The organism is Geothermobacter hydrogeniphilus, assembly GCF_002898515.1.
Lineage (GTDB): Bacteria > Desulfobacterota > Desulfuromonadia > Desulfuromonadales > Geothermobacteraceae > Geothermobacter_A.
Map to the genome: position 1 here is coordinate 17,129 of NZ_PPFX01000021.1, position 23,302 is coordinate 40,430.

The window sequence follows — 23,302 nt, forward strand, 5'->3', positions numbered from 1 at the left end:
TTCGGAAAGAAGCAGAAATCTTATCAGCCGCCGATGGTGCGGATGGGTGCCGACAAGCCTTCAAAACCTGGAACCACGGGGTTAAAATCCCGGCGGTTATCAATGTGAAACGACAGCTTACACCAACAGAGCCGCCACAGAATTTCCTGTGACGGCTCTTGATGTTTATTCTGGCGGGACAAAAATCAGCAGCGGTTATCACTCATCGGAGGTTTGCGGCTGCATATCGGTGCCGTTGTGGGTCTGAAAGTTGTTATGCAGTCCATTTCCTGCCTGCGAATGGTCCTGATTCCCTGTCATTGAGCGGTTCTGATGCTGATTCTGGTACTGATGCTGGTTCTGATTCATGCTCCTGGACGACATCGTATTGTAGGACCGATCCGCCATCGACCGGTTCATGCTTCCATGCCCCGAGGAAAAGCTTCCCCCACCGTGAGAGCCTCCGCCTCCCCTTCCGGCGACTGCCATACCGGCGCTACCAACACTGACAACCAGGGCGAGCATTACGATAAGCATTTTTTTAGACGACATTTTTTGTTTCTCCTTGGCCAATCATTCTTTTTACAGTTACTGCCATGTTGAGTTCCACCCCTTCAGCGAAGGGGCGCCTGCGTCCGAAACAGACAGGCCAATCCTGCAACTCTCAATTCCTTCCGGACATACTCCTTAGACGCAGGTCGACAGATTTGGTGTACAGGATTTTCAAATTTGAGGAAGGTTTCTAGATTCACAGGACTTTTGAGTTGCTGATGCCGAAGGAGGACGTTCTGCAAGGCTTGACTGAAACAGGAATCAGAGTCCCTCAATACGGCCATCCGCGCCGAGATCAATCCGCTCCGCCAGCGGCGCCTTCGGCAATCCCGGCATGCGCAGCACATCCCCGGTCAGCACCACCAGGAAACCGGCGCCGGAATTGACCTGCACGGCGCGCACGGTGATGTCGAAATCGCGCGGTCGGCCCTTGAGGGCGGGATTGTCGGAGAGGGAGGTCGGCGCCTTGGCGACACAGACCGGCAGCTGGTTGAGGCCGAGGCGCGCTACCTGGCGCAGATCACGTTCCGCCTGGCGGGTGAAGGCGACATCGTCGGCACCGTAGATTTCCCGGCAGATGACGCGGATCTTTTCCTCGACCGGCAGCTCCAGAGGATAGAGGGGAGCGAAGGGTTCACTGACGGCGGCGGCGTCCATCACCGCCCGGGCCAGCTCGACGGCTCCCGCGCCGCCCTGCTCGAAATGACGGCAGACGGCGCAGGCGACGCCCTGCTCTTTACAACGCTTCACCACCAGCGCGATTTCCTGCTCGCTGTCGCCGGCAAAATGGTTCAGGGCGACCACCGGCCGCTTGTTGAACTTGCCGACATTCTCGATGTGCTTGTCGAGGTTGACCAGTCCGCGCCGCAGGGCGGCGATATTTTTCACGCCCGACTTCCCCGGCGGCTGCCCGCCGTGCATCTTCAGCGCCCGCACCGTGGTCACCAGCACCACCGCGACAGGGTCAAGCCCGGAGAGGCGACACTTGATGTCGAAGAACTTCTCCGCCCCGAGATCGAAGCCGAAACCGGCCTCGGTGATCGCCCAGTCGGCAAAATGGATCGCCATCCGGGTGGCGATCAGGCTGCTGCAGCCGTGGGCGATGTTGGCGAAGGGGCCGCCGTGAACCAGGGCCGGCACCCCTTCGCTGGTCTGTACCAGGTTGGGATGAATGGCGTCGCGCAGCAGCGCCAGCATGGCGCCGGTCACCTGCAGTTCACCGGCATAGACCGGCTCGCCGTCCCAGCGATAGGCGACCAGGGTGCGGTCGATCCGCCGCCGCAGGTCCTCGCTGTCTTCGGCCAGGCAAAGCATCGCCATCACCTCGGAGGCGGCGGTGATATCGAATCCTCCCTCACGGGGGATCCCCCGCCCGGTCCCGCCCAGGCCGACGATGATATGCCGCAGGCTGCGGTCGTTCATGTCCATCACCCGCCGCCAGACCACCCGCCGCGGATCGATACCGAGAGCATTGCCGTGATAGATGTGATTGTCGATGATCGCCGACAGGAGGTTGTTGGCGCTGGTGACGGCGTGGAAATCGCCGGTGAAATGCAGGTTGATGCGTTCGGCGGGGACCAGGCTGCTGCGTCCGCCGCCGGTGGCCCCGCCCTTCATGCCGAGGCAGGGTCCGAGGGAGGCTTCACGCAACGCCAGGCAGACCGACGCGCCGAGCTTTGCCAGCGCCTGCGCCAGGCCGATGGAGGTCGTGGTCTTGCCCTCCCCGGCCGGGGTCGGCGTGGTCGCCGAAACCAGCACCAGCTTCCCGGCACCCGACGAGGGTCGCTTCAGGGCGTCGAGGTGGATCTTGGCGACCCGGCGGCCGTAGGGAAGCAGGCAGTCCGGCGGAACTCCCAGTTGATCGGCAATCTTCCCGACATCGATCACGTCCGACATGATGGCACCTCCCCTGTCGAAAGTTTCCTGAATCCGTGAGTACCAGTTGGATGAAGAGTGCAAGTGCTTGGCCTGAATGAGATTTTCAAAAACCTGAAGCGCACCCACAGGTTCGCTGGTGATTTTTGGGGAGCTCAGGCAGATCCATGACTTGTGCTGTCCGCCGACAAGGGACTCACTGATTCAGGAGTTTAACAGATCGGGACGTTGACGCCGGATGACAGGAGATAATCAACTCGCGAGATGGCAGTGAAGAATCAATGCCTGGACCACCAGAACAGGCCCGCCAGCAGCAGCGGACCGGAAAAACCAACCAGGCTGGTCCAGATCGGGATGACATGGCCGGCGATGACGATCTCGGCGCCGGTCAGCAATCTGATCAGGTGCAAGGTCGAGACGAACAACAGGATGAAGAGGATCACCACCTCGACCCGGCGCGCCATCTTCTGCCTGATGACGGGGATGCGGGACTGTTGCACGGGACCCTGTTTTTTCATGCTGTCCTCCCGTCAAAGCCTGTGGGCGGCGCGGCTGCGATCAGGTCGGCATTGGAGGAAATTCCTGAAGGCAAGAAGGTCGTAGCAAGTATAGCAAAGATTAACCTTGGAAACCACGGAGAGGCCTCGCCGCGATGGCCCTATGGGGCCGGGTGGCGGGAGTCGGAATGAAAGTGGCAATGTCAAAAGAGTGATTTAATCAGCTCGTGACCCGGCACACAAGTCTCAACGGGCTTGATTTCATATCCCATGGCGCGGTATCCACGCTGACGTTTGTTCCACATGCGATTGAGTTGAGGCTGATCAGTCTCGACATAATCGTAAATCCGCACATCCTGCTTTTCAGCGTGTTCCCGGTGCAGACGTCCAGCGTACTGTTGCAAGGTGCCTTTCCAGGAGATCGGCATGGCCAGCACCAGCGTGTCGAGCGGCGGGTGATCAAAACCTTCACCGATCAGACGACCGGTGGCGAGCAGGATCCTCGGGGCCGATTCATCCAACGCATCCAGCTCTGCGAACACGACCGTTCGCTGTTTCTTCGACAAGCGGCCATGAAGGACAAAGCAGTGTTCGACCTTGCCTGCCAAAGCCTCCTGTAACAACTGAAGATGGTCCGTCCGTTCGGTGAGCACCAGCACCTTGCGCCCTTCCTGATAAGCGGTCAGCACATCCCCGGCGATGCGCCGGTTGCGAAGCGCATCGTGGGTAAGGATGCGGAACACGTCCTGAATCGGTGTCTGCGGCGGAATCTCCGGCGCGGGTAACATCTTCGGCCAGACCTCCAGTCGCACCGGAGCGGTTTCAGGCGTGGCGGCACTGTGACGGATCGGTCCACACTGCATAAAGATAATGGGCTGATGGCCGTCGCGCCGTACCGGCGTGGCGGTCAGGCCCACCACAAATCTGGCCCTGGCCTGCTTGAGGATCACCTCGAAGGAAAAGGCCGACAGATGATGACATTCATCGATGATGATCTGCCCGTACTGGTCGAGCAGTTCGCCCAGGTCTTCCCACCGGGACAGCGACTGCATGACGGCGATGTCGATTTGACCGGACGGCTTCTTCTTGCCGCCACCAATGATTCCCAGTCCACCTTTCTGAATCTCTATGAATCCGGTCAACCGCTCCTGCCACTGACGCAGCAGTTCGGTGCGATGCACCATCACCAACGTACTCACTTTGCGCCGGGCGATCAGGGCGGCAGCGGCAACGGTCTTGCCGAAAGCCGTCGGGGCACAGAGCACACCGACCTCGTGTTTGAGCATTTCCCGCACGGCTGCCTTCTGGTCTTTCCGCAAGTTGCCGATAAATTTGACCATCACTTTCCGGCCGGTCAGGCGTTCGTCCTGTAGCTCCGGGCGGATGTCGTTCTTCTGCAACAAATCCAGCACCGCATCGAGACAACCACGGGGCAGGCCGATATGCTGGGGGTAGTTCTCGGCGCAACCGATGATGCGCGGCTTGTTCCACACCGGCAGCCGCAAGGCCTGAGCCTTGTAGAATTCCGGATTCTGAAAGGCGGCGAGCCGGATCAAGCGGTTGGCCAGCGGCTGTGGAAGATCCACCTTGGAGATAAAAATCTGGTTGGCCGGCACAAGGGTTAACGATTCCGGCAGCGGACCGGCAATCCGTGCGGGCACGGGCGAAGGACGTTGCCAGGGGTTGCGGTCCCCTTCCTCGGCGGCAAAGACGACATCCAGGGGATGACGACCTCCACTGGCCCGCAGGATGGCGTCTCCCAGGTCCCGATGGGATATTGAACAGATCGAGGCCAGAAAAGCCCACTGATCCGGATAGGGCTGCAGGCATTCATCGACGAACACGCTGTGACCCGATTCCCTCGGCTGTTTCTGCAAGGGGAGCGCGATCAGATTGCCGAAGCCGCCCTTGGGCATGGTGTCCTGGTTAGGGAACAGGCGGTCGTAACTGGCCAGAGACAATTGCCGGGTGCGGTCGCAGGTATGGCTGATCAGTGCAGCCCCGAGGTAACGTGCTTCACAGGCCGGGACCGGTTCAACAAAAAAGATCCAGGCGTGTGCCCCATTGCCGGAGCGGGAAATCTCCAGCGCCACCGGAATGGCAAGCTCGTGACAGGTTTGCATGAAGGCCTTGGCATCCTCCTGCCAGCCGACCTCATCGAAATCCACTGCCAGAAAATAGCAGCTGTCATCGTTCAGGAGCGGATAAACGCCTATGGTCTGCCTTCCAGCCAAGTGGTCATAGATCACCTGATCGGTGACCGGCAGCAACTGACGCTGACTGCAGTCACCGCATTTCACGCGAGGTTTGTGGCAGATTCCGGACTTCCACTCATTGCCGCAGGCGGGTGTATAGCCCGACGTACCCTTGGCCGATTCCCAGCGCCGGGGATAGACATCCTCACGTCCTCGAAACAGGCGCCGAAACAGGGTAATTTTGTCGTTGGCCGTGAAGTGGGATGGTACCGAAGCGGGCTTTGATGATGAGGAAATGGATTCAGGGCTGGCCGCGTCATCCAAAGAGATGCCGTGGCGGGTCAGCAATTTCCTGAGGCGGGCGTTCTCGTCTTCAAGACGTCTGCAATCAGGACAATATCCGTTTTTCACCGGCATTATCCCACCCGCCGCAGCCCCGCTTCAACCAGACGTTTCACCAGAGCACGGCGACGTTGATGTTCAGCCATGAACTTCTGAAATTCCTTTTGAAAGGCAGCCGGTGCAGCATATTGCTTGTAGGCATCGCGCAAATCAACCAGTTGACGACAGGCTGCATCATAGGCATGAGCGTGCCCCTTACAGGCTTCCTCATGGGCCATTTTCCATGCCCGGGGAAAATCCTGAGCCATATTTGCAAGCCGGGCATCCCGCCGTTTCTTGCGTTCAGCCTCAGCTTCGCGGCGCGCTTTGTCTTCCTCGATCAGCCGCACTTGTTTCGCCTGCTCGGCCAATTGCCACAATTCAGCGACAGAACGCCGTCCTCGTTCCGGCTCCGGCGAAAACCGCGCTTTCCAGGCGGCATGTCTCCGCTTCAATGCCCGCTCGGCAGCCATTCCCTGCCCGGCCAGCATCTGCCGCAGATATCCCCTGACCTCCGCCCTCGGCAATTCGTCCAGCCACAGATCGAGCGCCGCGTCATCCTCTGCATTTTTCTGTTTCGCAGAACTGTCACCACCCGCCCCGGCCAGCAGGTCGATATCGACTTCGAGAAATTCTGCCAGCGCCTGCTGCGCGGCTGTCAGTTGATCCAGCCCATCCAACGCCAAAGGCTCCAGCTCGTCCGGGTCTGTTTCCTCGGTTGTCACGGCCCGTAGCCACCCGATATACAGGCTGCGCAGATCACCCCGCAGAAGTTCTTCGCGTAAAGGGGCAAGCCTGGTCATCCAACCGGGACCTTCGACATAATCGAACCGGTCGTAGACCTCCGTCTCACCGAGAGACCATGTCAACAACCAGTGCTCAGGCAGCTTCTCAAATTCGAGATGCGGACTGCTACAGAAAGCCTTGAGCGTCTTCCGGTCGATGGCTTCCCTGGACAGGCGCAGCATAAAAATGGCATCTCCCCAGTTGGCGACAAAAAGATGGGCATCGAAGAAATGTCGCATAAAATCGCGAGGGTTGGCCTTCAGTCCGCCCCAGTTGTATTCGTTGACAAAACTGACCGGGGTGATCTGAGCCCGGCTGGAAACAGCCCGCAGGTGATCCATCTCCCGTTCCGTCAAAGGGCGGTCGACGGCGAGAAACTCAAGATATTGATACTCACTCACAGCAACACCTTACTTGACTTTCGTGGCCCTGACGGCCAGGTAATACCGGCGCTGGCCCATAGACGATTCCATTTGCCACAAACCCCGCCTGGTCCAGCCCGCGGGTATAGTCGCGAGCCTTGCCGGCGAACTCGATCATGTCATCAAGATAAAATCGCCACTCGCGACAGCTGTTATCAGACATTGACACGTTCCTTCTCGATGAAGGGGCGCAACGCGGGGCGCAACGCCTTTTCGGTCACCAGGTCGACCGCACAGCCCAGCAGGTCTTCAAGATAGAACTGGACACCAAAGTAGCGCCTGGATGTTGCCGGCCCGTCAAAGGAGACCAGGATATCCACATCACTGTCCCCGGCAGCCGCGTCACGAGCTGTTGAACCGAACAGAGCCAGGCGCGTCACCCCGAAGCGTGCCTCCAGATCAGGTTTGCTCCTGGACAGCAATTCAAGGGCTTGTTGTTTTCTCATCTCTCAACCTGCCTGGACCTGTTGTCCAATCAGTTCAATACGTTATTTGTGCAATATAACATCATGCAGCGTCCAGGACAAAAAGCAGGGATTCCGTTCAATCCGGCCAAAGGCTTACTCAGCCGGCAATTCCGTCTGGCAATTCCGTCCCCCGGTCCATGATCTCCAGATACCCGGAATAGCTGAACAACCGGTTACGCTTCCCCATGGACAGTTCCTGCACGATTCCCAGGTGCCGCAGACGATCCAGGGCCCGGTTGACTGTCGCCGGAGCAAGCCCGGTCATCTCCACCAGGCCACCGGACATGGCAATGGGGTGCTCCATCAATGCCCTGTGAACCTGGAGAGCCGAAGCCGCAGCCCGGCCGATGCTGCTGATTTTCTGCCGATCCCCGTTCGAGAGATCATGGAGCTGCTGAGCGGTTTCCACGGCCTGGGTAGCCGTCACCACAACCGCCTCGGCAAAAAAATCAAGCCATGCCTCCCAGTCCCCGGTCAGGCGGACCCTGTTGAGCAGTTCATAATAAAACTGGCGATGGGTCTTGAAATAGAGACTCAGGTATAGCATCGGCGTTCGTAAAACCTTCTGCTCGCACAGCAGCAGGGTGATCAGCAAGCGCCCCAGGCGGCCATTGCCGTCAAGAAACGGGTGGATAGTCTCAAATTGCACATGTGCCAGGGCGGCTTTGAGAAGCACCGGTGTCGGTTCGGGCTGGTCGTGCAGGAAGAGTTCGAGCTGCCCCATGCATTCAGGCACCACCTCGGCCGGCGGAGGAACAAAGGCCGCATTGCCGGGCCGTGTTCCCCCGATCCAGTTCTGACTGCGGCGGAACTCACCCGGGGTCTGGTGGCTGCCTCGCCCTCGATTCAACAAAACCCCATGAATCTCGCGAAACAAACGCAGGGAAAGCGGCATCCCCTCTTCCAGGCGACGCAGACCATGATCCAGGGCGGCAACGTAGTTGCTGACCTCACGCACATCATCCAGGGGAACCCCCGGGGCCTGATCAAGCTCGAACAGCAACAGGTCGGAAAGGGACGATTGGGTCCCCTCGATCATCGAAGAAAGCACCGCTTCCTTGCGAACATACATGTACAAAAACAGAGAGGTGTCAGGCAGCAGGGTGGCAACACTGTCCAGCCGGCCCAGGGCCAGCAGCGCCCGGTCGAACTTGTTCCGCAGTTCTGGCCCCCAGTTGACAGGAGGGTCAGGCGGCAGGGGCGCAGGGATAAAAGCCCGTGCTTTCTCACCCACGGTCGATATAGTCACATACTTTCCTTGCAGCTGCCGTTTCATCCGCACCCCCCTTGAACTTAAAATAAGAATCGAGCTTATTTTAACTTATTACGTATCTTAAAATAAGCTGACCGGCAAAAAAGCTCAAGCCGGAAATGAAAAGCCGCCCGGGCGGGCGGCAAGACTGGCGGAGGTGGCGGGAATCGCCCACTACGGTCAGGGCGTCCTGCCCTTCCCTGCGTCGGCTCCCCTCCGCTCGCTGACGCGGCCATCCCTGGCCGCTTTTCGTCCACTGGACGCGCTCGCTGCGCTTCGATTCCCGCGACGACTTCAGCACCAATTAAGAAGGGCCACCCCGGCAGGGCGGCCCTTCTTAATTGGTGGAGGTGGCGGGAATCGAACCCGCGTCCGAAAATCTTTCACATAAGGCTTCTACATGCTTAGTTCGTGTATTGGCTTAACCCTCGGAACTCCCACGAACAGGATTCCCTTCGGGGGAGCCTGTTAAGATTTCGCCTCCGCGTCACAGGCAGCCGCGAAAACTAGCCCACTGAATTAACGTTTCATGCCCCGCATGGGCGACAAAGCATGAAACGTGGTCGCTTAATTAAGCGGCCAGTGCGTAACGAACGTCAGTATCGGCGTTTGTATGAGTTGGGCTTTTTTACGGAGCCAGCCCACTCCGGCATGCGACCTTAGCTTCCAATCCCCGTCGAAACCGAGTCACCCCCATGAATTCAGGCTCAAGGTTGAAAATCGACAATCAAGACCCGAAACAACTTCAGGTCTATCCTGTTAAACCATTATGCCACATCCTTTTTCCGGATGCGAGCTGTTTCCCTGGATCCGTGTCAGTAGCGGCCGCGGATGGCGCGCGCCATCTCGCGGGCATCCTGCTTCTGTTTCAGCGTCTGGCGCTTGTCGTGCAGCTTCTTGCCCCTGGCGACGCCGATCTCCAGCTTGGCGCGACCTTCCTTGAAATAGAGTCGGGTCGGGATCAGCGAGAGCCCCTTCTCCTCAACCTTCTTGGTCAGCTTGCGGATCTCCTCGGCGTGCAGCAGCAGCTTGCGGCTGCGCAATGGATCATGGTTCTCGCGGTTGCCGAAATCGTAGGGGCTGATGTGCATGTTTTCGACAAAGATTTCCCCCCCGCGGATACGGCAGTAGCTGTCGCGCAGGTTGACGGCCGCTTCGCGCAGCGACTTCACCTCGGTACCCTGCAGGACCATCCCTGCCTCGTATTTCTCCTCGATGAAGTAATCGTGGAAGGCCTTCTTGTTGTTGGCGACAACCTTAATGCCCATAATCCTGTTCCGAGCCGAGAATGGCGACAATGCGCGGCAGATAGCGTTCACGCTCAAGTTTTCGATTATAACCGCGGATGACCAGCAGGCTGATCACCAGCCCGGCAATACCGAAGGCGGCGGACAGCAGGTTCGGGTCAAGGTCTTTGCCGATCAATGCCGACACCTGCCCGCCGAGAACCGCACCGATGACCAGCACGATCAACGGGACGATATAAACCAGAAAGGACGATTTGAGAAAGGTTCGGCTGCTGATACTGATTCTGACCTGATCACCGACGTCCGCGCCAACCTGGTTGCGCGTCTCGACCAGGCGCTCCCCCGAATCGCGGCCCATCTCGCACTTGTCGGCGGCGCTGCAGTGCCCACAGGCGCTGCCCTTGCGGCAGAGTACCATCGCCGTGCCGCCGGGCCTCAATTCAACCACGGTACCGGTTTCTTCCATCATCGTTCAGACTCCACCCTTTGCCCAGTTTGCAGGGCGGACGGCATTATACCTGAATCATCTGTTTCGTGGGAGAAAAATGGAGGTCGGTTACAGCTGCGGCCGACCGTGCAGGTAGAGCTGCCGCACCGGTTGTCGGCAGCCTTCGGCGACCAGTGCCTCGATCAGTTCGGAGGGATTGGCGGCAGGCGGCAGATCAACCACCTGGAAGTGTGCTTCCCGCCCCGGTTCAAGAGTACCGATACGCGCATCGACACCGAGCAGCCGCGCCCCGCCGAGGGTCGCCGCCCACAGCAGTTCGACCGGGTCGAGAGCATCAGCATAGATCCGTCGCGCGGCGGCGAGTTCATCCCACATGGAGAGAGAATCGTTGGAGGCCAGGCTGTCGGTGCCGAGCGCCAGCGGAACGCCCGCCCGTCGGTAGAGTTCAACCGGAGCGCGACCGACCCGCAGTTTCTCGTTGGAACGCGGGCAGAGGACCACACCGGAGCCATGCCGCTTCAGCCGCGCGACGTCCCCGGCATCAACCTGGACGCCATGCACCAGCAGAATATCGGGACGCAGCCCCCCCTGCTCTTCCAGCCAGGCCACCGGCGACAGACCGCACTCCGACGGCGACGGCGGTGGCCAACCGGGCTGAGGGTAAAGTTTATCGACCAGCGGACCGATCCCGGAGCGCAGCAGTTCACTTTCGGCCGGCGATTCGGCGAGATGAATCGCGGCCGGGCAACTGCGGCCGGCGGCCAGAGCGAAAACCCGGCGAAGCAGTGCAGCGGCGACGGTGTAGGGCGCGTGCGGCGACACGGCGGCTGACAGACGGGACGAGGGCGGACGGTCGAGCCGTTTGCCGATCTTTTCCAACAGCGAACTGAACAGCTGCGGGTCACGCCCCAGGGTTTCAAAAAAAACACTGCCGAGCAATGGCGATTGACGGTAGGCGTCAACCGCCGAATGAAAGGAAAGAATGTCACCGATAACGCCGGTGCCGGATTCCAGGCAGAGGCGCAGGCCGCGTTGGATCGCGGGCACGAAGTCTTCCGCAGGCCGGGCCCGTTTGACCCGAACCAGACGCAGTACCCAGTCAACGAAATCTTCTGCGTCGGTCGGTTCATCCTCGCCCGCTTCGGCGGCCCAGGACGGGAAATCGGTCAACTCAAGATGGGTATGGGCGTTGGTCAGCGGCGGCAGCAACACCTTGTCGCCGAAATCGACCACCTCGGCAGCGGCGCTGGCGGCGAGGAGATCGGGCAGGGGTCCGACCGCGACAATCTGTTCCCCGGCCACCAGCATCGCGCCCCCCGCCACCGGGGGGGAAGAGATCGGCAGCAGGCACCGGGCGGTGTAGATGCGGGAGTTCCCGCCCTCGGCCCGGGTCAAGAGTCCCCCTGCGGCTCAACCCCGAGCAACGCTCCCAGGGCATCCAGCAGATCCTGGATCTCTTCGCGGCGAGCAATCCGACACTGTTCCTTCAGGATGGAGTCGATGATCTTTTCGTCCGTCAGGGGATTGGCCAGCACCACCCGGAAAACGGTCAGGTTCTGCTGCCCGTAGCGGGCCGACTGCAGAGTGGTGCGGGAGACAAAGGTCTTGCCCGACTCGCGCTGGTATTTCTGAATCAGTCGGATCACCTGGTCGAGAATCGAATTGGCTTCCTGCCGCACCCCGGCCTCGGCAAACTCCATCCGCCGCCGCGCCCAGTCCGGCAGGTAACGATAAGTGAGGATGTTCAGCTCCGGCTCGGTCATCAGTTCGAAGTCGCGATGTTCGCGGACCTTGCTGGCAAACATCCGCGCCCGGTCGATGCCGAGATCAATGAGCAGCTCATAGCCCTTGCGGCCGATGACCGACAGGCCGGCATGAACCAGCATCGCTTTGCCGGGCCGTGATCCCTCAAGGGTATGGCTGCCCAGGTCCTTGGAGCCCTCGCGCAGGATGTAGGCGGCATGATGCTCGATGGCGCGCAGCGCGGCCGGGTTTTTGAACAGCACCATCCCCGCCCCCATGGGAACATAGAGCTGCTTGTGGGCATCGAGAGTCACCGAGTCGGCCCGTTCGATGCCGGCCAGCAGATGGCGATGGCGGCTGGAAAAGAGGGTCGGGCCGCCCCAGGCGGCATCGACATGAAAATGGCATCCCGCCTCAGCGGCAACATCGGCCAGACCCTCCAGGGGGTCGACGTTGCCGGTTTCGGTGGTGCCGGCGATGCCGACGATGGCCAGCGGCCTGATTCCCTCGTCCCGCAACCGGACGATCTGCTGCCGCAGGGACTTGAGATCGATGCGATTGTCGGCATCGGTATCGACCCGGACCAGGTTGTCGCTGCCGAGACCGATCAGGTCGACCGCCTTGGTCAGGGAATAATGCCCGCGACGGGAAACAAAAACCGCCAGTCCGCGGCAGCCGAGATGGTCCAGGGCGCGGGCATATCCTTCGCGAGCGATGCCGCCGAAGTCACCGCGGGGCGCGCACAGCAGGTTGCGAGCGGTCCACAACGCGGTCATGTTGGCGATTGTGCCGCCGGAGCAGAAGGCACCCAGGGCATGAACACTGTCATGCATCCGCCGCCGGTAGAAATCGTCCGACTCGGCATAGATCAGCCGGTGCAGCATCGCCAGCACCTGCCGCTCCATGGGGGTGAAGGCCTTGGAGGTTTCGACCTTGACCAGGTTCTGATTGAGCGCGGTCATGATGCGCGACAATGGCAGCATGAAATAGGGCAGCGCCGAGGTCATATGTCCGGCAAATCCCGGGGCGGCGGTATGAACCGAATGGGCAACCAGTTTTTCCTTGATGAATTCGGTATATTCGGAAACGAAGGTCGGCTCCTCGGGAATCGACGGATCGGCGAAGTCCCTTTCGACATCCTCCAGGCTCCGCTCCAGGGCGACAATGTGTGCCTGAAGGAAACCGGCGACGTCCCGGGAGATGGCCTGGTCGATGGCCCCGAGGGTCGAATCGGGAGCCTCGGGAATCGTAAAGATGCGGTAGAGGTTCTCCAGGTTGGCCTTGGCTGTTTCTTGCGGGGTCATGGCGGGTCTTTCCCAGGGGGGCCGGAAACGTCGGCAATCAGCCTTCCGGCAGCAGCGGGCTGTTGTCAATCAGCCGGGTTGCGCCGATAAAAACGGCGAGCAGCAGCACCGAGTCGGCGTCAATCCGCTGCTGCTGCTCCAGGGTATATTGATGACAGACTTGGAGATAGTCGATACGGGCTTCCGGTTCAACCCGGATCATCTCTTCGATGCCGGCGAGGATAATGGCGACATCTCTCTCGCCGGCAGCCGCCAGCCGTTTCGCCTCGGCGATGGAACGGCTGAGCACCAGGGCCTGCCGCCGCTGGTCCGCGGAGAGATAGACATTGCGGGAACTCATCGCCAGGCCGTCCGCCTCGCGGATGATCGGCATCCCCACCACCTCAACCGGCAGGTTGAGATCAAGGGTCATCCGTCGGATCACCGCCAGCTGCTGGAAATCCTTCTGGCCGAAGAAGGCGATATGCGGTTGTACAATGGTGAACAGCTTGGTGACAACGGTGGTCACGCCACGAAAATGGCCGGGGCGGCTGACGCCGCAGAGAACCTCGGTCAGCCCCTCGACATCGACATAGCTGGCATAGCCGCGCGGGTACATGTCGGCGGCCTCCGGAGCGAAAATAATGTCGGTGCCGACCGCCTCGGCCAGCGCCGCGTCACGGCTCAGGTCGCGCGGGTAGCTTTCAAAATCTTCACCCTGACCGAACTGGGTCGGGTTGACGAAAATCGACAGCACCAGCAGGTCCCCTCGCTCACGCCCTTCACGCAGCAGGGAGAGATGGCCTTCGTGCAGCCAGCCCATGGTCGGTACGAAAGCAATCCGCTGCCCCGCCTCGCGGGCGGCCAGGCAGCGCTGCTGCATCTCGGAAACGGAACGGATGATTTGCATAAGTGAAAGTCTGAAATCGGCTAAGGGCTAAGGGACAAGGGCTAAGGGCAAGGGAGCAGATTTTCCTTTAGCCTTTAGCCGCTCCTGGCTTTTTCCTTTAGCCGCTCCTGGCCTTTTATTTAAAACTATGCTCAGGCCCCGGGAAGGCGCCGCTCTTGACCTCGTCAATATAGTCACGAATACCGCCGCGGATCAGGGTGGCGGCATCGGCGTAGCGCTTGACGAACTTGGGCGAATACTTTTCGCACAGGCCGAGGATATCATGGATGACCAGCACCTGGCCGTCACAATCGATCCCGGCGCCGATACCGATCGTGGGGATCGCGACGGCGGCGGTAATCTCTTTGGCCAGCGACGCTGGAATCGCCTCAAGCACCATGGCACAGGCACCGGCCTGTTCGACGGCGCGGGCGTCGGCAAGCAGTTTTTCGGCCTGATCGGCCTGTTTGCCCTGGACCCGGTACCCCCCCATGCGATGAATCGACTGCGGGGTCAGGCCAATATGGCCGACCACCGGGATGTCGATATCGACCAGGGCATGAATGGTCTCGGCCATGTTGCTCCCGCCCTCCAGCTTGACCGCCTGGGCCCCGCCCTCCTTGATCAGGCGCCCGGCATTGCGGCGGGCGTCGGCGAGGTCGACCTGGTAGGAGAGGAAGGGCATGTCGGCCACCACCAGCGCCTTCTCGCTGCCGCGCACCACGGCGCGGGTATGGTAGACCATTTCGTCCATGGTCACCGGCAGGGTGGTGTCGTAACCGGCAACCACCGAGCCGACCGAATCGCCGACCAGGATAACGTCGACCCCCTCATCGTCCATCAGACGGGCGAAGGGATAGTCGTAAGCGGTCAGGACGGTAATCTTTTCACCCTCACGTTTCATGCGTTGCAGATCAAGAATCGTCGTCTGTTTCCTGCTCATGGCCTACTCCAAGAAAAAACGCCCTTCGGCAGGGCCGAAAGACGCAGCAACGGTAACCACGAACAATCCGTGACCGCAAAATGCTTGTGCCTTCCGTCCCGGTCCGTGGATCCAGGCGGTATGTTGTCAAACACAAACCCGCGACCTGTTCGGCTCCAGAGCCTGTTCCGGGCCCGTCGCGGGTTTCAAAAAGCGTTTTAGTCTATATCACAACGACTTTTTTCAAGTCCAGCAGAAATTTGATATCCGGAAATATTTTGTATACGCAACCGGATGTCTTTATTCAGCAAATGAAATCGACCCCTTAGAAGGTTGTTGAAAAAGTCGTCCCCCCCAGGCTGAGCAAAAATGTCCAGATGCAAGGCGTCCGTAACCTCACGGAATAAGGCATACCGGAAGGTACGTCGTTGACGCGGGGTGAGGGCAACACCGCAGATGGACGTTTTTCATCAGCCTGTCAGTCCTTTCTGTCGAGATCCTCCGGCACCATTTGCAGGCCGTCATGATAGGCCGTGGCGATCTTCTCCCCCAACGACCAGTATTCGCGGACCCCGCCAAGGTAGACCAACGGATCAAATGGGGGCACCGAGAGGGTTTCCTGTTCATCGAAGGCTGCCTCGACGGCGTGAATATCGAGGATTTCTCCCAGCATCAGCCGATAGTCGCCCAGTTCGATTTCTCTGACCAGTCGGCATTCGACATTGAGGGGAGACTCTTCGATCAGCGGAGCCTGTTGATGAAGACCGGGAGTCAGGCTCAGCCCGGCAGCGGCAAGCTTGTCACAATCCCGCCCCGAGCGGATACCGCAGAAATCAGCCGCGACGGCCAGGTCGGCTGGAACCGCGTTGACGGTAAAACAGCCGGTTTGGCAAATATTGGCGTAACTGAGGCGTCCCTTGTTCAGAGAGATGGCCATGGTCGGCGGTGTCTTGCTGACGATGCCGACCCAGGACGCGGTCATGACATTGACCAGCCCCTGATGATCAACACTGCTGACCAGGGTGGTCGGTTGCGGAAAGAAGGTGACACAGGGGCCCAGTTGACGTTTCTGCATTAATTTTACCTCCGCCGGAATCAGGCTTGATGCTTTCGCAAAAAAGCATCAAGTGTGTTGGCTAAGCAAAAAGCGCCAGCAGCAAGGCGCGCGATTGTCGAGCAATGAGGCGTACTTACGTATGTTGAAGCAGTGAGACAAACGCAGTAACGCAGCTGCTGGTGAGTTTTTGCGACGCCATCAGGCTTCGCTCAGCAGCCGGTTGATGCTGCCGACCAGGACCATGAAAGGATGCAGGTTGTCGGGGACCGCCGCGCCGAGACGTTTGCGCTGGGCCCGGTAGGTTTGCATCAGGGGACGCCGAGCGTTGAAGAATTCGGCGGATCGGCCCCCGTACTGCCGCAGCACCTTGCGGGCAATCCGGCTGACATGGGCATCGATCTGGGTGCGCAGCGCCTCCCGCCCGAGGCGTCCCCAGCGATCCTTCACCGGAACCCTGGAAAGACAGTCGAGCAGTGGATCGAGATCGAGTTTTTTCCGCACCGACCGGTAGCAGTCAACGACCTCGGGCAGCGGCTTCTTCGCCTCTCCCGCCAGGACCACGATCGGCAGAAAATGATCGAGGCCGGTCAACATGGTCAGACCCGCCGCGACCTCGGGCGGCATGTCCTCGACCTCAACCGGCAGCGTCCCGGTTCCGGAAAGAGAGGCACAGTACTCCACGAACTGCTTGCGAAGAGCGGCGATCCGCCGCCGGCTGTAGATAATCGGAAAACCGGCGGCCAGTGCCGTCCGACAGAGTTCGGCGATATGACCTTCAAGCAGCCGCAGCAACTGGTGCTGCTGTCCGGCCGTCATGCGATTGTCGCGGCTGTAGACCCAGTCCCGGACATTATCAGCCTGCAGCAGCCGGTCAAAGAACAGGTAGGTTCGGGCGATGGCGACCAGGCCCGCGCCGGTACCACGAACCAGGCGGTCGCAGAAACAGGCCCCGGCCTGGTCGACAACCCTGTTGGTCACCACGGTGGCGATGATCTCCCGCGCCAGCGGATGTCCCGCCAGCTCTTTACTGAAACGTTTCTGCATCAGTGGGGGGAAATAGCTTTTCAGATCGTCTCCCGCCAGTTCATCTTCCGGCAGATCGCTTTCCAGCAGCGCCTGGTAGAGCTGCATCTTGGCGTAGGCGAGCAGAATCGACAACTCCGGCCTCGTCAGGCTGCGGTCAGCCCGCGCCATCACCTGCTTGGCACTCGGCAGGCCCTCACCCTTGCGATCAAGCAGACCGGCATCGGTCAGGCGGTCGGCAAGATCGAGAAACGGTCCGGCATCCTCTCCGCAACGCTCCAGGTCCATGCTCAGGCAGAGACTCTGGGTGTAGTTGTTTTTCAGTACCAGCCGGCAGACATCGTCCGTCACCTCTGCCAGCAGACGATCCCGCTGCTGCTCATCCTTGAGTTTGCCTTCGGTGATCAGGTGATGGAGGAAAATCTTCAGGTTGACTTCGTGGTCGGAACAGTCGACTCCGGCCGAATTGTCGATCGCGTCGGTGTTCAGCCGCCCGCCGCCAAGGGCGTATTCGATCCGCGCTTTCTGGGTCATGCCGAGGTTGCCCCCTTCACCGATCACCCGGGCGCGCAACTGCGTGGCGTCGATCCGCAGGGCGTCATTGGCGCGGTCGCCGGCATCACTGTGCTTTTCATCCGAAGCCTTGACATAAGTGCCGATGCCGCCGTTCCAGAGCAGGTCGACCGGTGCCGTCAGCAACAAGCTGATCAGTCCGTTGGGGTCGATTGAATCGTGCTTGACCCCCAGCCATTCCCGGACTTCGGGCGAAAGCGGGATATCCTTGGCGCTGCGGCTGAAGACGCCGCCGCCCCGACTGATCAGTTGCGGGTTGTAATCCTCCCAGGAGGAACGCGGCAGCTCGAACAGACGTTTGCGTTCGGCCCAGGAAACCTCAGGATCGGGGTCCGGATCGAGGAAAATATGCAGGTGATTGAAGGCGGCCAGCAATCTGAGTTTTTTCGACAGCAGCATGCCGTTGCCGAAAACATCCCCCCCCATGTCGCCGATACCGACCACGGTCACCGGTTCGGACTGGATGTCGGTTCCCAGTTCGCGAAAATGGCGCTTGACGCACTCCCAGGCGCCTCGCGCGGTAATGCCGAGCTTCTTGTGGTCGTAGCCTCTGGAACCGCCGCTGGCAAAGGCGTCTCCGAGCCAGAAACCGTAATCACAGCTGATCGCGTTGGCGGTGTCGGGAAGGTGAGCGGTGCCCTTGTCGGCGGCCACGACAAGATAGGGGTCCTCGCCGTCATAGGCGACAATTCCCCGCGGACGCACCACCCTGGTGCCGACCCGGTTGTCACACAAGTCAAGCAGACCGCGCATCAGGGTCTGGTAAGCCGCCTTCGACAGTGCCCCACCCTCTTCCCGGGTGCTGAACGGTGCCTTGACGATGAAGCCGCCCTTCGAACCGACTGGCACGATGAGCGCGTTCTTGGTCATCTGGGTCTTCATCAGCCCGAGGATCTCGGTGCGGAAGTCATCCGGCCGATCGGACCAGCGGATCCCACCGCGGGCGACCTTGCCGCCGCGCAGGTGGATGCCCTCCATCTTCGCGCTGTGAACATAGGTTTCATAGAGGGGCCGCGGCGCCGGCATGTCGATGATGCCGATGGCGCTGATCTTGAACGCCAGGAAATAGTCCTCGGCATCACGACGCAGAAAGAAATTGCTGCGGATGGTCGAATCGATCAGGTTGAACATGATCCGCAGGATTTCATCCTCATTGGGGTCCTGCACCTGCTGCAGAGCGGCAATCAACTCCATGCGGATCGGCGAAAGCGCCTGTTCTTCCCGTTCAAGTGGATCCTGCCAACGTACATCGGGCTTGAAACGGGCCTCGAAATAATTGTAAAGCAGTGCTGCCACCTGCGGATTATTGATCAGCGAGAAGGCCACCCGCCGCTTACTGTAGGGAGAGCCCAGCTGAAAATAATAATTGCGATAGGCGCGGAAAAGGTCGATCTGTTTCCAGTCGAGGCCGGAGAGAACCAGCAGACGATTAAGGTAGTCATTCTCCAAGTCACCCCGACGCAGAGCGGTCAGGGCGGCGACCAGTTTATTGCGCAGCGGTGAGAGCGGCAGACTTCCCGCGCCGCCGCGGATGGCAAAACTCTTGATGAAGACGTCGCGCTGATCGACGACCAGGCTGAAATCAACCTCGTCGATGACATTGACACCGAGATTTTCCAGGAACGGCATCAACTCGTTGAGGTAGCTCTGCCGAAGGCTGTAGAACTGCAGACGGAAGAACTCCTCGGGGTCGCGCAGCGGCCCCCACAGGGCAAAGGAATCTTCGCCGTCGATGAAGAGCTGCTCTATGGCCTGGATGTCACGCAGGGCGAAGCGCGGGTGAGTCAGGTGACGGTATTCGATCGGGAATGCGTCCCGATAGCGTTCCAGCAACTGATCACGCCGACACGTTTCGAAACGTCGATCGAGCAGGTCCTCCAGACACAGATCCCAGGGGCGGGCAAGACGCGTCAATCCGCGCTCCAGCCTGCCGGCATCGAAGGCGATGTCGAAATCTTCCTTCTGGATGCTGACATGCAGGCTGAGGTAGGACTTGGACATGTGAATAACGCGTGTCACGACGCCGTCGGCGCTGAAAAAGCGTTTGAGATATTTCTCCATACGGCTCATGTTCTGCGGCGTGTAAAAATCACGCGGCATGATCATCATCAGCGTCAGCCCGCGTACCGCCAGGCTGTGAGCCGGGACAACCTTGACCGAGGCATGGCGGTACAACTGGGTGAACGAGCGGACCAGGCAGAACAACTCCTCGTCAGCCATGAAAAACATCTCGGTTTTGGGGAAGGAATTGAAGATCTCGGTGATTTTACGGTAATCATGGCTGCCGGCGGGGATACAGAGCTGGTCGAAGGCCTGCGCCATCCGGTTCTTCAGCGCGGGAATGCCGAGGGTCGGCTTCTCCAGCTCTTCAGGAACAAAAAGGCCGAGGAAAACATGCTCGACCGACCCATCCCGGCAACCGACATAGACCAGGGGTTCATCCCGGAAGATGGGACTGCGGCGGTCGCTTTCCTCCACCACTTCGGCCGTCGGACGATGAATTCTGCTTTGGAAGCGTCCCGGAAGCTCACTCAGGGAAAGGGATTCTCCACTGCGAACCTGAACCATTTTCCACGGAATGCCGAGAGCGCTGTCGGCTTCTTCAAGCACTTCCATGGCATCACCACTGCCGGAAAGTCTGAGCCTTTTGTACGACAGGGGCAGAAACGCCCCCTGCTCAAGCCAGGACCAGAAATCATGATTGGCGGAGCGACAATGACCGACGGCACTGAGCTGCTGCCGCAACGTCTGGTCATCAGCCGCAACCAGCAGGACCAGTTCAAGCCGGCGACGCACCTCCTTCATCAGGTCAGGAATGTCACGACAGCCGATATCTTCCAGTTCAATGACGATCAGTGATTCAGCATCGCCATCCCTGCCCGCGGGACCGAGACGCACGATGTCTCCCCCCTCGCGGCGAACCGAGATGATCGGGTGACAGACAACCTGGAAACGGACTTCGAGACGGGAAAGACAGAGTTGAACGGTGTGCAGCAGGTAGGGAACATCGGGCGTGTTGGTCACCAGGAAAGAACGGTCTCCCGGAGCCAGCGAGAAGCAGTCCACCATCACCCGGGAGTCCCGCCGGGCGAGAAAACGATCAAGCTGTTCAACCCATTCTGCCAGGCGGTCGGTTGTCGGGGTGACAAAGAAACTCAGCGGAGTGTGATCCCGCAGGATTCCGGCGAGCGTTCGCAACTGATCGGCCCGCTCCGGCCGGCGCTGACAGAGCAGCATCAGGGCGGTGGAAATTTTCTCTTCGATCTGCTGTTGCGGCAAACGATGTCCTTGTGAATCGACGATAGTCTTCATGATCTGCTCCCGGCCGGATGAAGGGCGTAGACAAACATACTGGCTGGATAATTACCAGTCATTTTGGGAGTTTAGATCATGAGCAGGGCATTGACAAGCACGTCAGAAAAAAAAAGGCTCCGGGGAGACGGCAACGAGCCGCCTCCCCGGATGAAAAGAGACCGGGTTCGCTCAATCCGCAGCGATGTTCAGTTCGATCACCGCCTTGTCGCGCAACTGTTCGACCCAGGCACGCAATTTTTCCGCTCCCGCCTGGCCCTGCAGAAAACGAACGATCTGCGGACGGGCTTCGTCGAGGCTCATCCGCTGGTCTTCTTCGCGGTCGAGGACCATGATCAGGTGGAAACCGAACTGGGTTTCCACCGGCGCGCCAACTTCACCGACCGGTTGCGAAAAGGCCGCCTGCTCGAACTCGGCGACCATGTCACCACGGCGGAAATAACCGAGATCACCACCGCCGGTGGCACTCGGGCAGTCGGAACTACGTCGGGCCAGGTCAGCAAAGTTGTCGGCCGTAGCCTGCCGGCGAAGCTGCTCGATCTTTTCCAGCGCCTGATCCCGCTCAGCTGCAGCGGCCTTGACCAGAATGTGGCAGGCGCGCACCCTGCCCCGGCGAATCATCTGTTCCGGATGCTCCCGGTAAAAGGACTCGACCGCGTCCAGATCCGGTTCAGGAAGGTCCATGATCTGCTGTTCTGAGAACTGGTTGACTGTCACATCCTGGCGCAGCATACGGCGGTAGGATTCACTATCAAGCCCGGCCTTGGCCAGGGTTGTGGCAAACTCCTCTTCACTGGGGAAGTTGGCAACAATCTTCTGCCGCTCCTCTTCGATGGTCTGTTCATCAGCGACGAAACCGCCGGCCATCGCTTCCTGGAATATCAATTCCCGGGCAACCAGTTTTTCGAGAGCAAAATCCTCGGCCTCCCGGAGTTGGTCGGCGTCGAGCTGGTCCATGGTCTTGCGATGCTGTTCCATGGCATAGCCCTGGATAGCATTATCCAGGTCAAATCGATTGATGGGGGTGCCGTTGACACGGGCGACGACCTGTTCGGTTGAACTCATAAATAACAACTCCTGAAAAGAGTGATGACCTGGACGGCGGCGCGTCTGTCTCAGGCCTGAAGGTTACGGGTCAAGCGGGCGAACTCCTCAAGATCGAGGGTTTCACCGCGACGGGTCGGCAGAATGTCGCTGCGCTGCAGGGCGGCATCAAGCGGCCCGGCTTCAAAACCGGCCGCGAGCAAACTGTTGCGCAGGGTTTTCCGGCGCTGAACGAAGGCTCCCTTGACCACCCGCAGAAACAGTTCCGGCTGGTCGACAACCACCCGCGGCGCGGGCAACGGATCGAACCGCAACACCACCGAATCAACTTTGGGAGCCGGTCTAAACGCCTGGGGCGGAACCTTGACAACCCGGCGGATATCGAACCACTGCCGGCAAAGAACCGACAGGATGCCATAATCACGGCAGCCCGGCGCGGCGCGCAGACGCTCACCGACCTCTTTCTGGAACATCAGCACCAGTCGCGAAAACAGATGCCGGTGTTCGAGAATTTTGAATATGACCTGGCTGGAAATATTGTACGGCAGATTGGCAACCAGCTTGACCGGCGCGGGTTCAAGCAACTGCGGCCAGTCGAGCTTGAGGGCGTCTCCGGCCAGAATCCTCAGATTGGGTTCCGGCCGCTGCTGCCAGCGCTGCAGCAGGTCGCGATCCAGTTCCATGATCAGAACCTCGCCGGCGGCCCGCAGCAGTCCATCGGTCAGGGCACCGAGCCCGGGACCGATCTCCAGAACCCGGTCGCCGGGTTCGATCTCGGCCGCGGCCAGGATTTCCCCGATCACGTGGCGGTCACGCAGGAAATTCTGGCCGAACCGTTTCTTGGCGCGGTGGCCGTTATTGACAGACATCAGGATGTGGGCTTTCTCGGCCAGCGGGGCACCCGTAGACGCTTGGCCATCGGAGCGAGTTTGAGGCAGAGGTAATAGGCGGCAAACCAGCTGAATACGGTCCATACCAGGCTGCCGACACAGAGCGGCAGAATCACCTGCCATCCAAGGTTGCTGAGGGTGGCAAAAGTCAGTTCATGCGGCAGGGAAACATAGTCCATGCCGAGCATGGTGCGACCGGTTTCATATTCAAGGGCATAGATAAACGGCGCGGTCAGCGGATTGGTGATCCAGACCCCGAGGATGGCGGCAACCTTGCTCTCCTTGAGAACCCAGGCCCAAAATGCAGCGATCACCATCTGGAAGCCGAAGGTCGGGGTCATACCGATGGCGATACCGAGGGCAACCCCGCGGCTGATCTCGTTCGGCGTACCCTGCAGCCTGACAAAACGAATCAGGAGCAGTTTGAGCAGTCTGACAAACCCCCACCTGCGATACATCAGCCCC

The 23,302-nt window shown here is 59.9% G+C and carries 18 protein-coding genes and 1 other RNA gene; all 19 read right to left on the reverse strand.

The genetic code is table 11. From position 1 onward, the window contains the following. Positions 1–198 precede the first annotated feature (198 nt). A complete protein-coding gene (locus C2E25_RS10045) occupies positions 199–531 on the reverse strand; it encodes a hypothetical protein (protein WP_103115614.1) in 333 nt (110 codons plus the stop codon). Positions 532–792: 261 nt separating this feature from the next. Next, complete coding sequence (locus tag C2E25_RS10050; protein WP_103115658.1) at positions 793–2,427, reverse strand: formate--tetrahydrofolate ligase; 1,635 nt, start codon at positions 2,425–2,427, stop codon at positions 793–795. Between the two features lie 257 nt (positions 2,428–2,684). Further along, entirely contained in the window at positions 2,685–2,924 is a 240-nt protein-coding gene (locus C2E25_RS10055; RefSeq protein WP_103115615.1) for a hypothetical protein, read from the reverse strand. 182 nt (positions 2,925–3,106) lie between these two features. Continuing rightward, the gene (locus C2E25_RS10060; protein WP_233189397.1) at positions 3,107–5,509 is read right to left on the reverse strand and encodes a TOTE conflict system archaeo-eukaryotic primase domain-containing protein; all 2,403 of its coding nucleotides are present in this window, start codon (positions 5,507–5,509) and stop codon (positions 3,107–3,109) included. A 5-nt stretch (positions 5,510–5,514) separates the two neighbouring features. Then, on the reverse strand, positions 5,515–6,666 hold the full coding sequence (locus C2E25_RS10065; protein WP_103115617.1) for a hypothetical protein: 1,152 nt from the start codon (positions 6,664–6,666) through the stop codon (positions 5,515–5,517). A gap of 176 nt (positions 6,667–6,842) precedes the next feature. After that, a complete protein-coding gene (locus C2E25_RS10075) occupies positions 6,843–7,133 on the reverse strand; it encodes a nucleotidyltransferase family protein (RefSeq protein ID WP_103115618.1) in 291 nt (96 codons plus the stop codon). A gap of 118 nt (positions 7,134–7,251) precedes the next feature. Next, positions 7,252–8,430: a Fic family protein gene (locus C2E25_RS10080; protein WP_103115619.1), complete on the reverse strand. Its 1,179-nt coding sequence runs from the start codon at positions 8,428–8,430 to the stop codon at positions 7,252–7,254. A 318-nt stretch (positions 8,431–8,748) separates the two neighbouring features. Next, positions 8,749–9,101: a transfer-messenger RNA gene (gene ssrA, locus C2E25_RS10085) on the reverse strand. A gap of 120 nt (positions 9,102–9,221) precedes the next feature. Next, the gene (gene smpB, locus C2E25_RS10090; RefSeq protein WP_103115620.1) at positions 9,222–9,674 is read right to left on the reverse strand and encodes an SsrA-binding protein SmpB; all 453 of its coding nucleotides are present in this window, start codon (positions 9,672–9,674) and stop codon (positions 9,222–9,224) included. Beyond that, complete coding sequence (locus C2E25_RS10095) at positions 9,664–10,122, reverse strand: SoxR reducing system RseC family protein (RefSeq protein ID WP_103115621.1); 459 nt, start codon at positions 10,120–10,122, stop codon at positions 9,664–9,666. The genes smpB and C2E25_RS10095 overlap by 11 nt, the downstream gene beginning before the upstream one ends. Before the next feature lie 87 nt (positions 10,123–10,209). Further along, positions 10,210–11,496 (reverse strand): amidohydrolase family protein, encoded by a 1,287-nt coding sequence (locus C2E25_RS10100; RefSeq protein ID WP_103115622.1) that lies wholly within the window; start codon positions 11,494–11,496, stop codon positions 10,210–10,212. Next, positions 11,493–13,148 carry a pyridoxal-dependent aspartate 1-decarboxylase PanP gene (gene panP / locus C2E25_RS10105; RefSeq protein ID WP_103115623.1) on the reverse strand — a complete coding sequence of 552 codons (1,656 nt, stop codon included), beginning with the start codon at positions 13,146–13,148 and terminating at the stop codon, positions 11,493–11,495. Before panP ends, C2E25_RS10100 begins: the two co-directional genes overlap by 4 nt. A gap of 37 nt (positions 13,149–13,185) precedes the next feature. Then, on the reverse strand, positions 13,186–14,037 hold the full coding sequence (panC, locus tag C2E25_RS10110; protein ID WP_103115624.1) for a pantoate--beta-alanine ligase: 852 nt from the start codon (positions 14,035–14,037) through the stop codon (positions 13,186–13,188). Positions 14,038–14,152: 115 nt separating this feature from the next. Continuing rightward, entirely contained in the window at positions 14,153–14,959 is an 807-nt protein-coding gene (gene panB, locus C2E25_RS10115; protein ID WP_103115625.1) for a 3-methyl-2-oxobutanoate hydroxymethyltransferase, read from the reverse strand. A 457-nt stretch (positions 14,960–15,416) separates the two neighbouring features. Beyond that, positions 15,417–16,013 carry a flavin reductase family protein gene (locus tag C2E25_RS10120; protein WP_103115626.1) on the reverse strand — a complete coding sequence of 199 codons (597 nt, stop codon included), beginning with the start codon at positions 16,011–16,013 and terminating at the stop codon, positions 15,417–15,419. A gap of 180 nt (positions 16,014–16,193) precedes the next feature. Next, entirely contained in the window at positions 16,194–20,903 is a 4,710-nt protein-coding gene (locus C2E25_RS10125; RefSeq protein WP_103115627.1) for an NAD-glutamate dehydrogenase domain-containing protein, read from the reverse strand. Positions 20,904–21,074: 171 nt separating this feature from the next. Next, positions 21,075–21,968, reverse strand: coding sequence for a peptidylprolyl isomerase (locus tag C2E25_RS10130; protein WP_103115628.1), 894 nt, complete (start codon positions 21,966–21,968; stop codon positions 21,075–21,077). A 50-nt stretch (positions 21,969–22,018) separates the two neighbouring features. Beyond that, positions 22,019–22,816: a 16S rRNA (adenine(1518)-N(6)/adenine(1519)-N(6))-dimethyltransferase RsmA gene (gene rsmA, locus C2E25_RS10135; RefSeq protein ID WP_103115629.1), complete on the reverse strand. Its 798-nt coding sequence runs from the start codon at positions 22,814–22,816 to the stop codon at positions 22,019–22,021. Next, positions 22,816–23,295 (reverse strand): DUF2062 domain-containing protein, encoded by a 480-nt coding sequence (locus C2E25_RS10140; RefSeq protein WP_103115630.1) that lies wholly within the window; start codon positions 23,293–23,295, stop codon positions 22,816–22,818. The genes rsmA and C2E25_RS10140 overlap by 1 nt, the downstream gene beginning before the upstream one ends. Between the last annotated feature and the right edge of the window lie 7 nt (positions 23,296–23,302).

What these genes read in the sequence shown, in the direction of transcription:
- C2E25_RS10140 (WP_103115630.1), bottom strand. Translation starts at nt 23,295, where the DNA reads ATGTATCGCAGGTGGGGGTTTGTCAGACTGCTCAAACTGCTCCTGATT.
- rsmA (WP_103115629.1), bottom strand. Translation starts at nt 22,816, where the DNA reads ATGTCTGTCAATAACGGCCACCGCGCCAAGAAACGGTTCGGCCAGAAT.
- panB (WP_103115625.1), bottom strand. Translation starts at nt 14,959, where the DNA reads ATGAGCAGGAAACAGACGACGATTCTTGATCTGCAACGCATGAAACGT.
- C2E25_RS10120 (WP_103115626.1), bottom strand. Translation starts at nt 16,013, where the DNA reads ATGCAGAAACGTCAACTGGGCCCCTGTGTCACCTTCTTTCCGCAACCG.
- C2E25_RS10050 (WP_103115658.1), bottom strand. Translation starts at nt 2,427, where the DNA reads ATGTCGGACGTGATCGATGTCGGGAAGATTGCCGATCAACTGGGAGTT.
- C2E25_RS10080 (WP_103115619.1), bottom strand. Translation starts at nt 8,430, where the DNA reads ATGAAACGGCAGCTGCAAGGAAAGTATGTGACTATATCGACCGTGGGT.
- C2E25_RS10125 (WP_103115627.1), bottom strand. Translation starts at nt 20,903, where the DNA reads ATGAAGACTATCGTCGATTCACAAGGACATCGTTTGCCGCAACAGCAG.
- C2E25_RS10055 (WP_103115615.1), bottom strand. Translation starts at nt 2,924, where the DNA reads ATGAAAAAACAGGGTCCCGTGCAACAGTCCCGCATCCCCGTCATCAGG.
- C2E25_RS10095 (WP_103115621.1), bottom strand. Translation starts at nt 10,122, where the DNA reads ATGATGGAAGAAACCGGTACCGTGGTTGAATTGAGGCCCGGCGGCACG.
- C2E25_RS10075 (WP_103115618.1), bottom strand. Translation starts at nt 7,133, where the DNA reads ATGAGAAAACAACAAGCCCTTGAATTGCTGTCCAGGAGCAAACCTGAT.
- C2E25_RS10045 (WP_103115614.1), bottom strand. Translation starts at nt 531, where the DNA reads ATGTCGTCTAAAAAAATGCTTATCGTAATGCTCGCCCTGGTTGTCAGT.
- C2E25_RS10130 (WP_103115628.1), bottom strand. Translation starts at nt 21,968, where the DNA reads ATGAGTTCAACCGAACAGGTCGTCGCCCGTGTCAACGGCACCCCCATC.
- panP (WP_103115623.1), bottom strand. Translation starts at nt 13,148, where the DNA reads ATGACCCCGCAAGAAACAGCCAAGGCCAACCTGGAGAACCTCTACCGC.
- smpB (WP_103115620.1), bottom strand. Translation starts at nt 9,674, where the DNA reads ATGGGCATTAAGGTTGTCGCCAACAACAAGAAGGCCTTCCACGATTAC.
- panC (WP_103115624.1), bottom strand. Translation starts at nt 14,037, where the DNA reads ATGCAAATCATCCGTTCCGTTTCCGAGATGCAGCAGCGCTGCCTGGCC.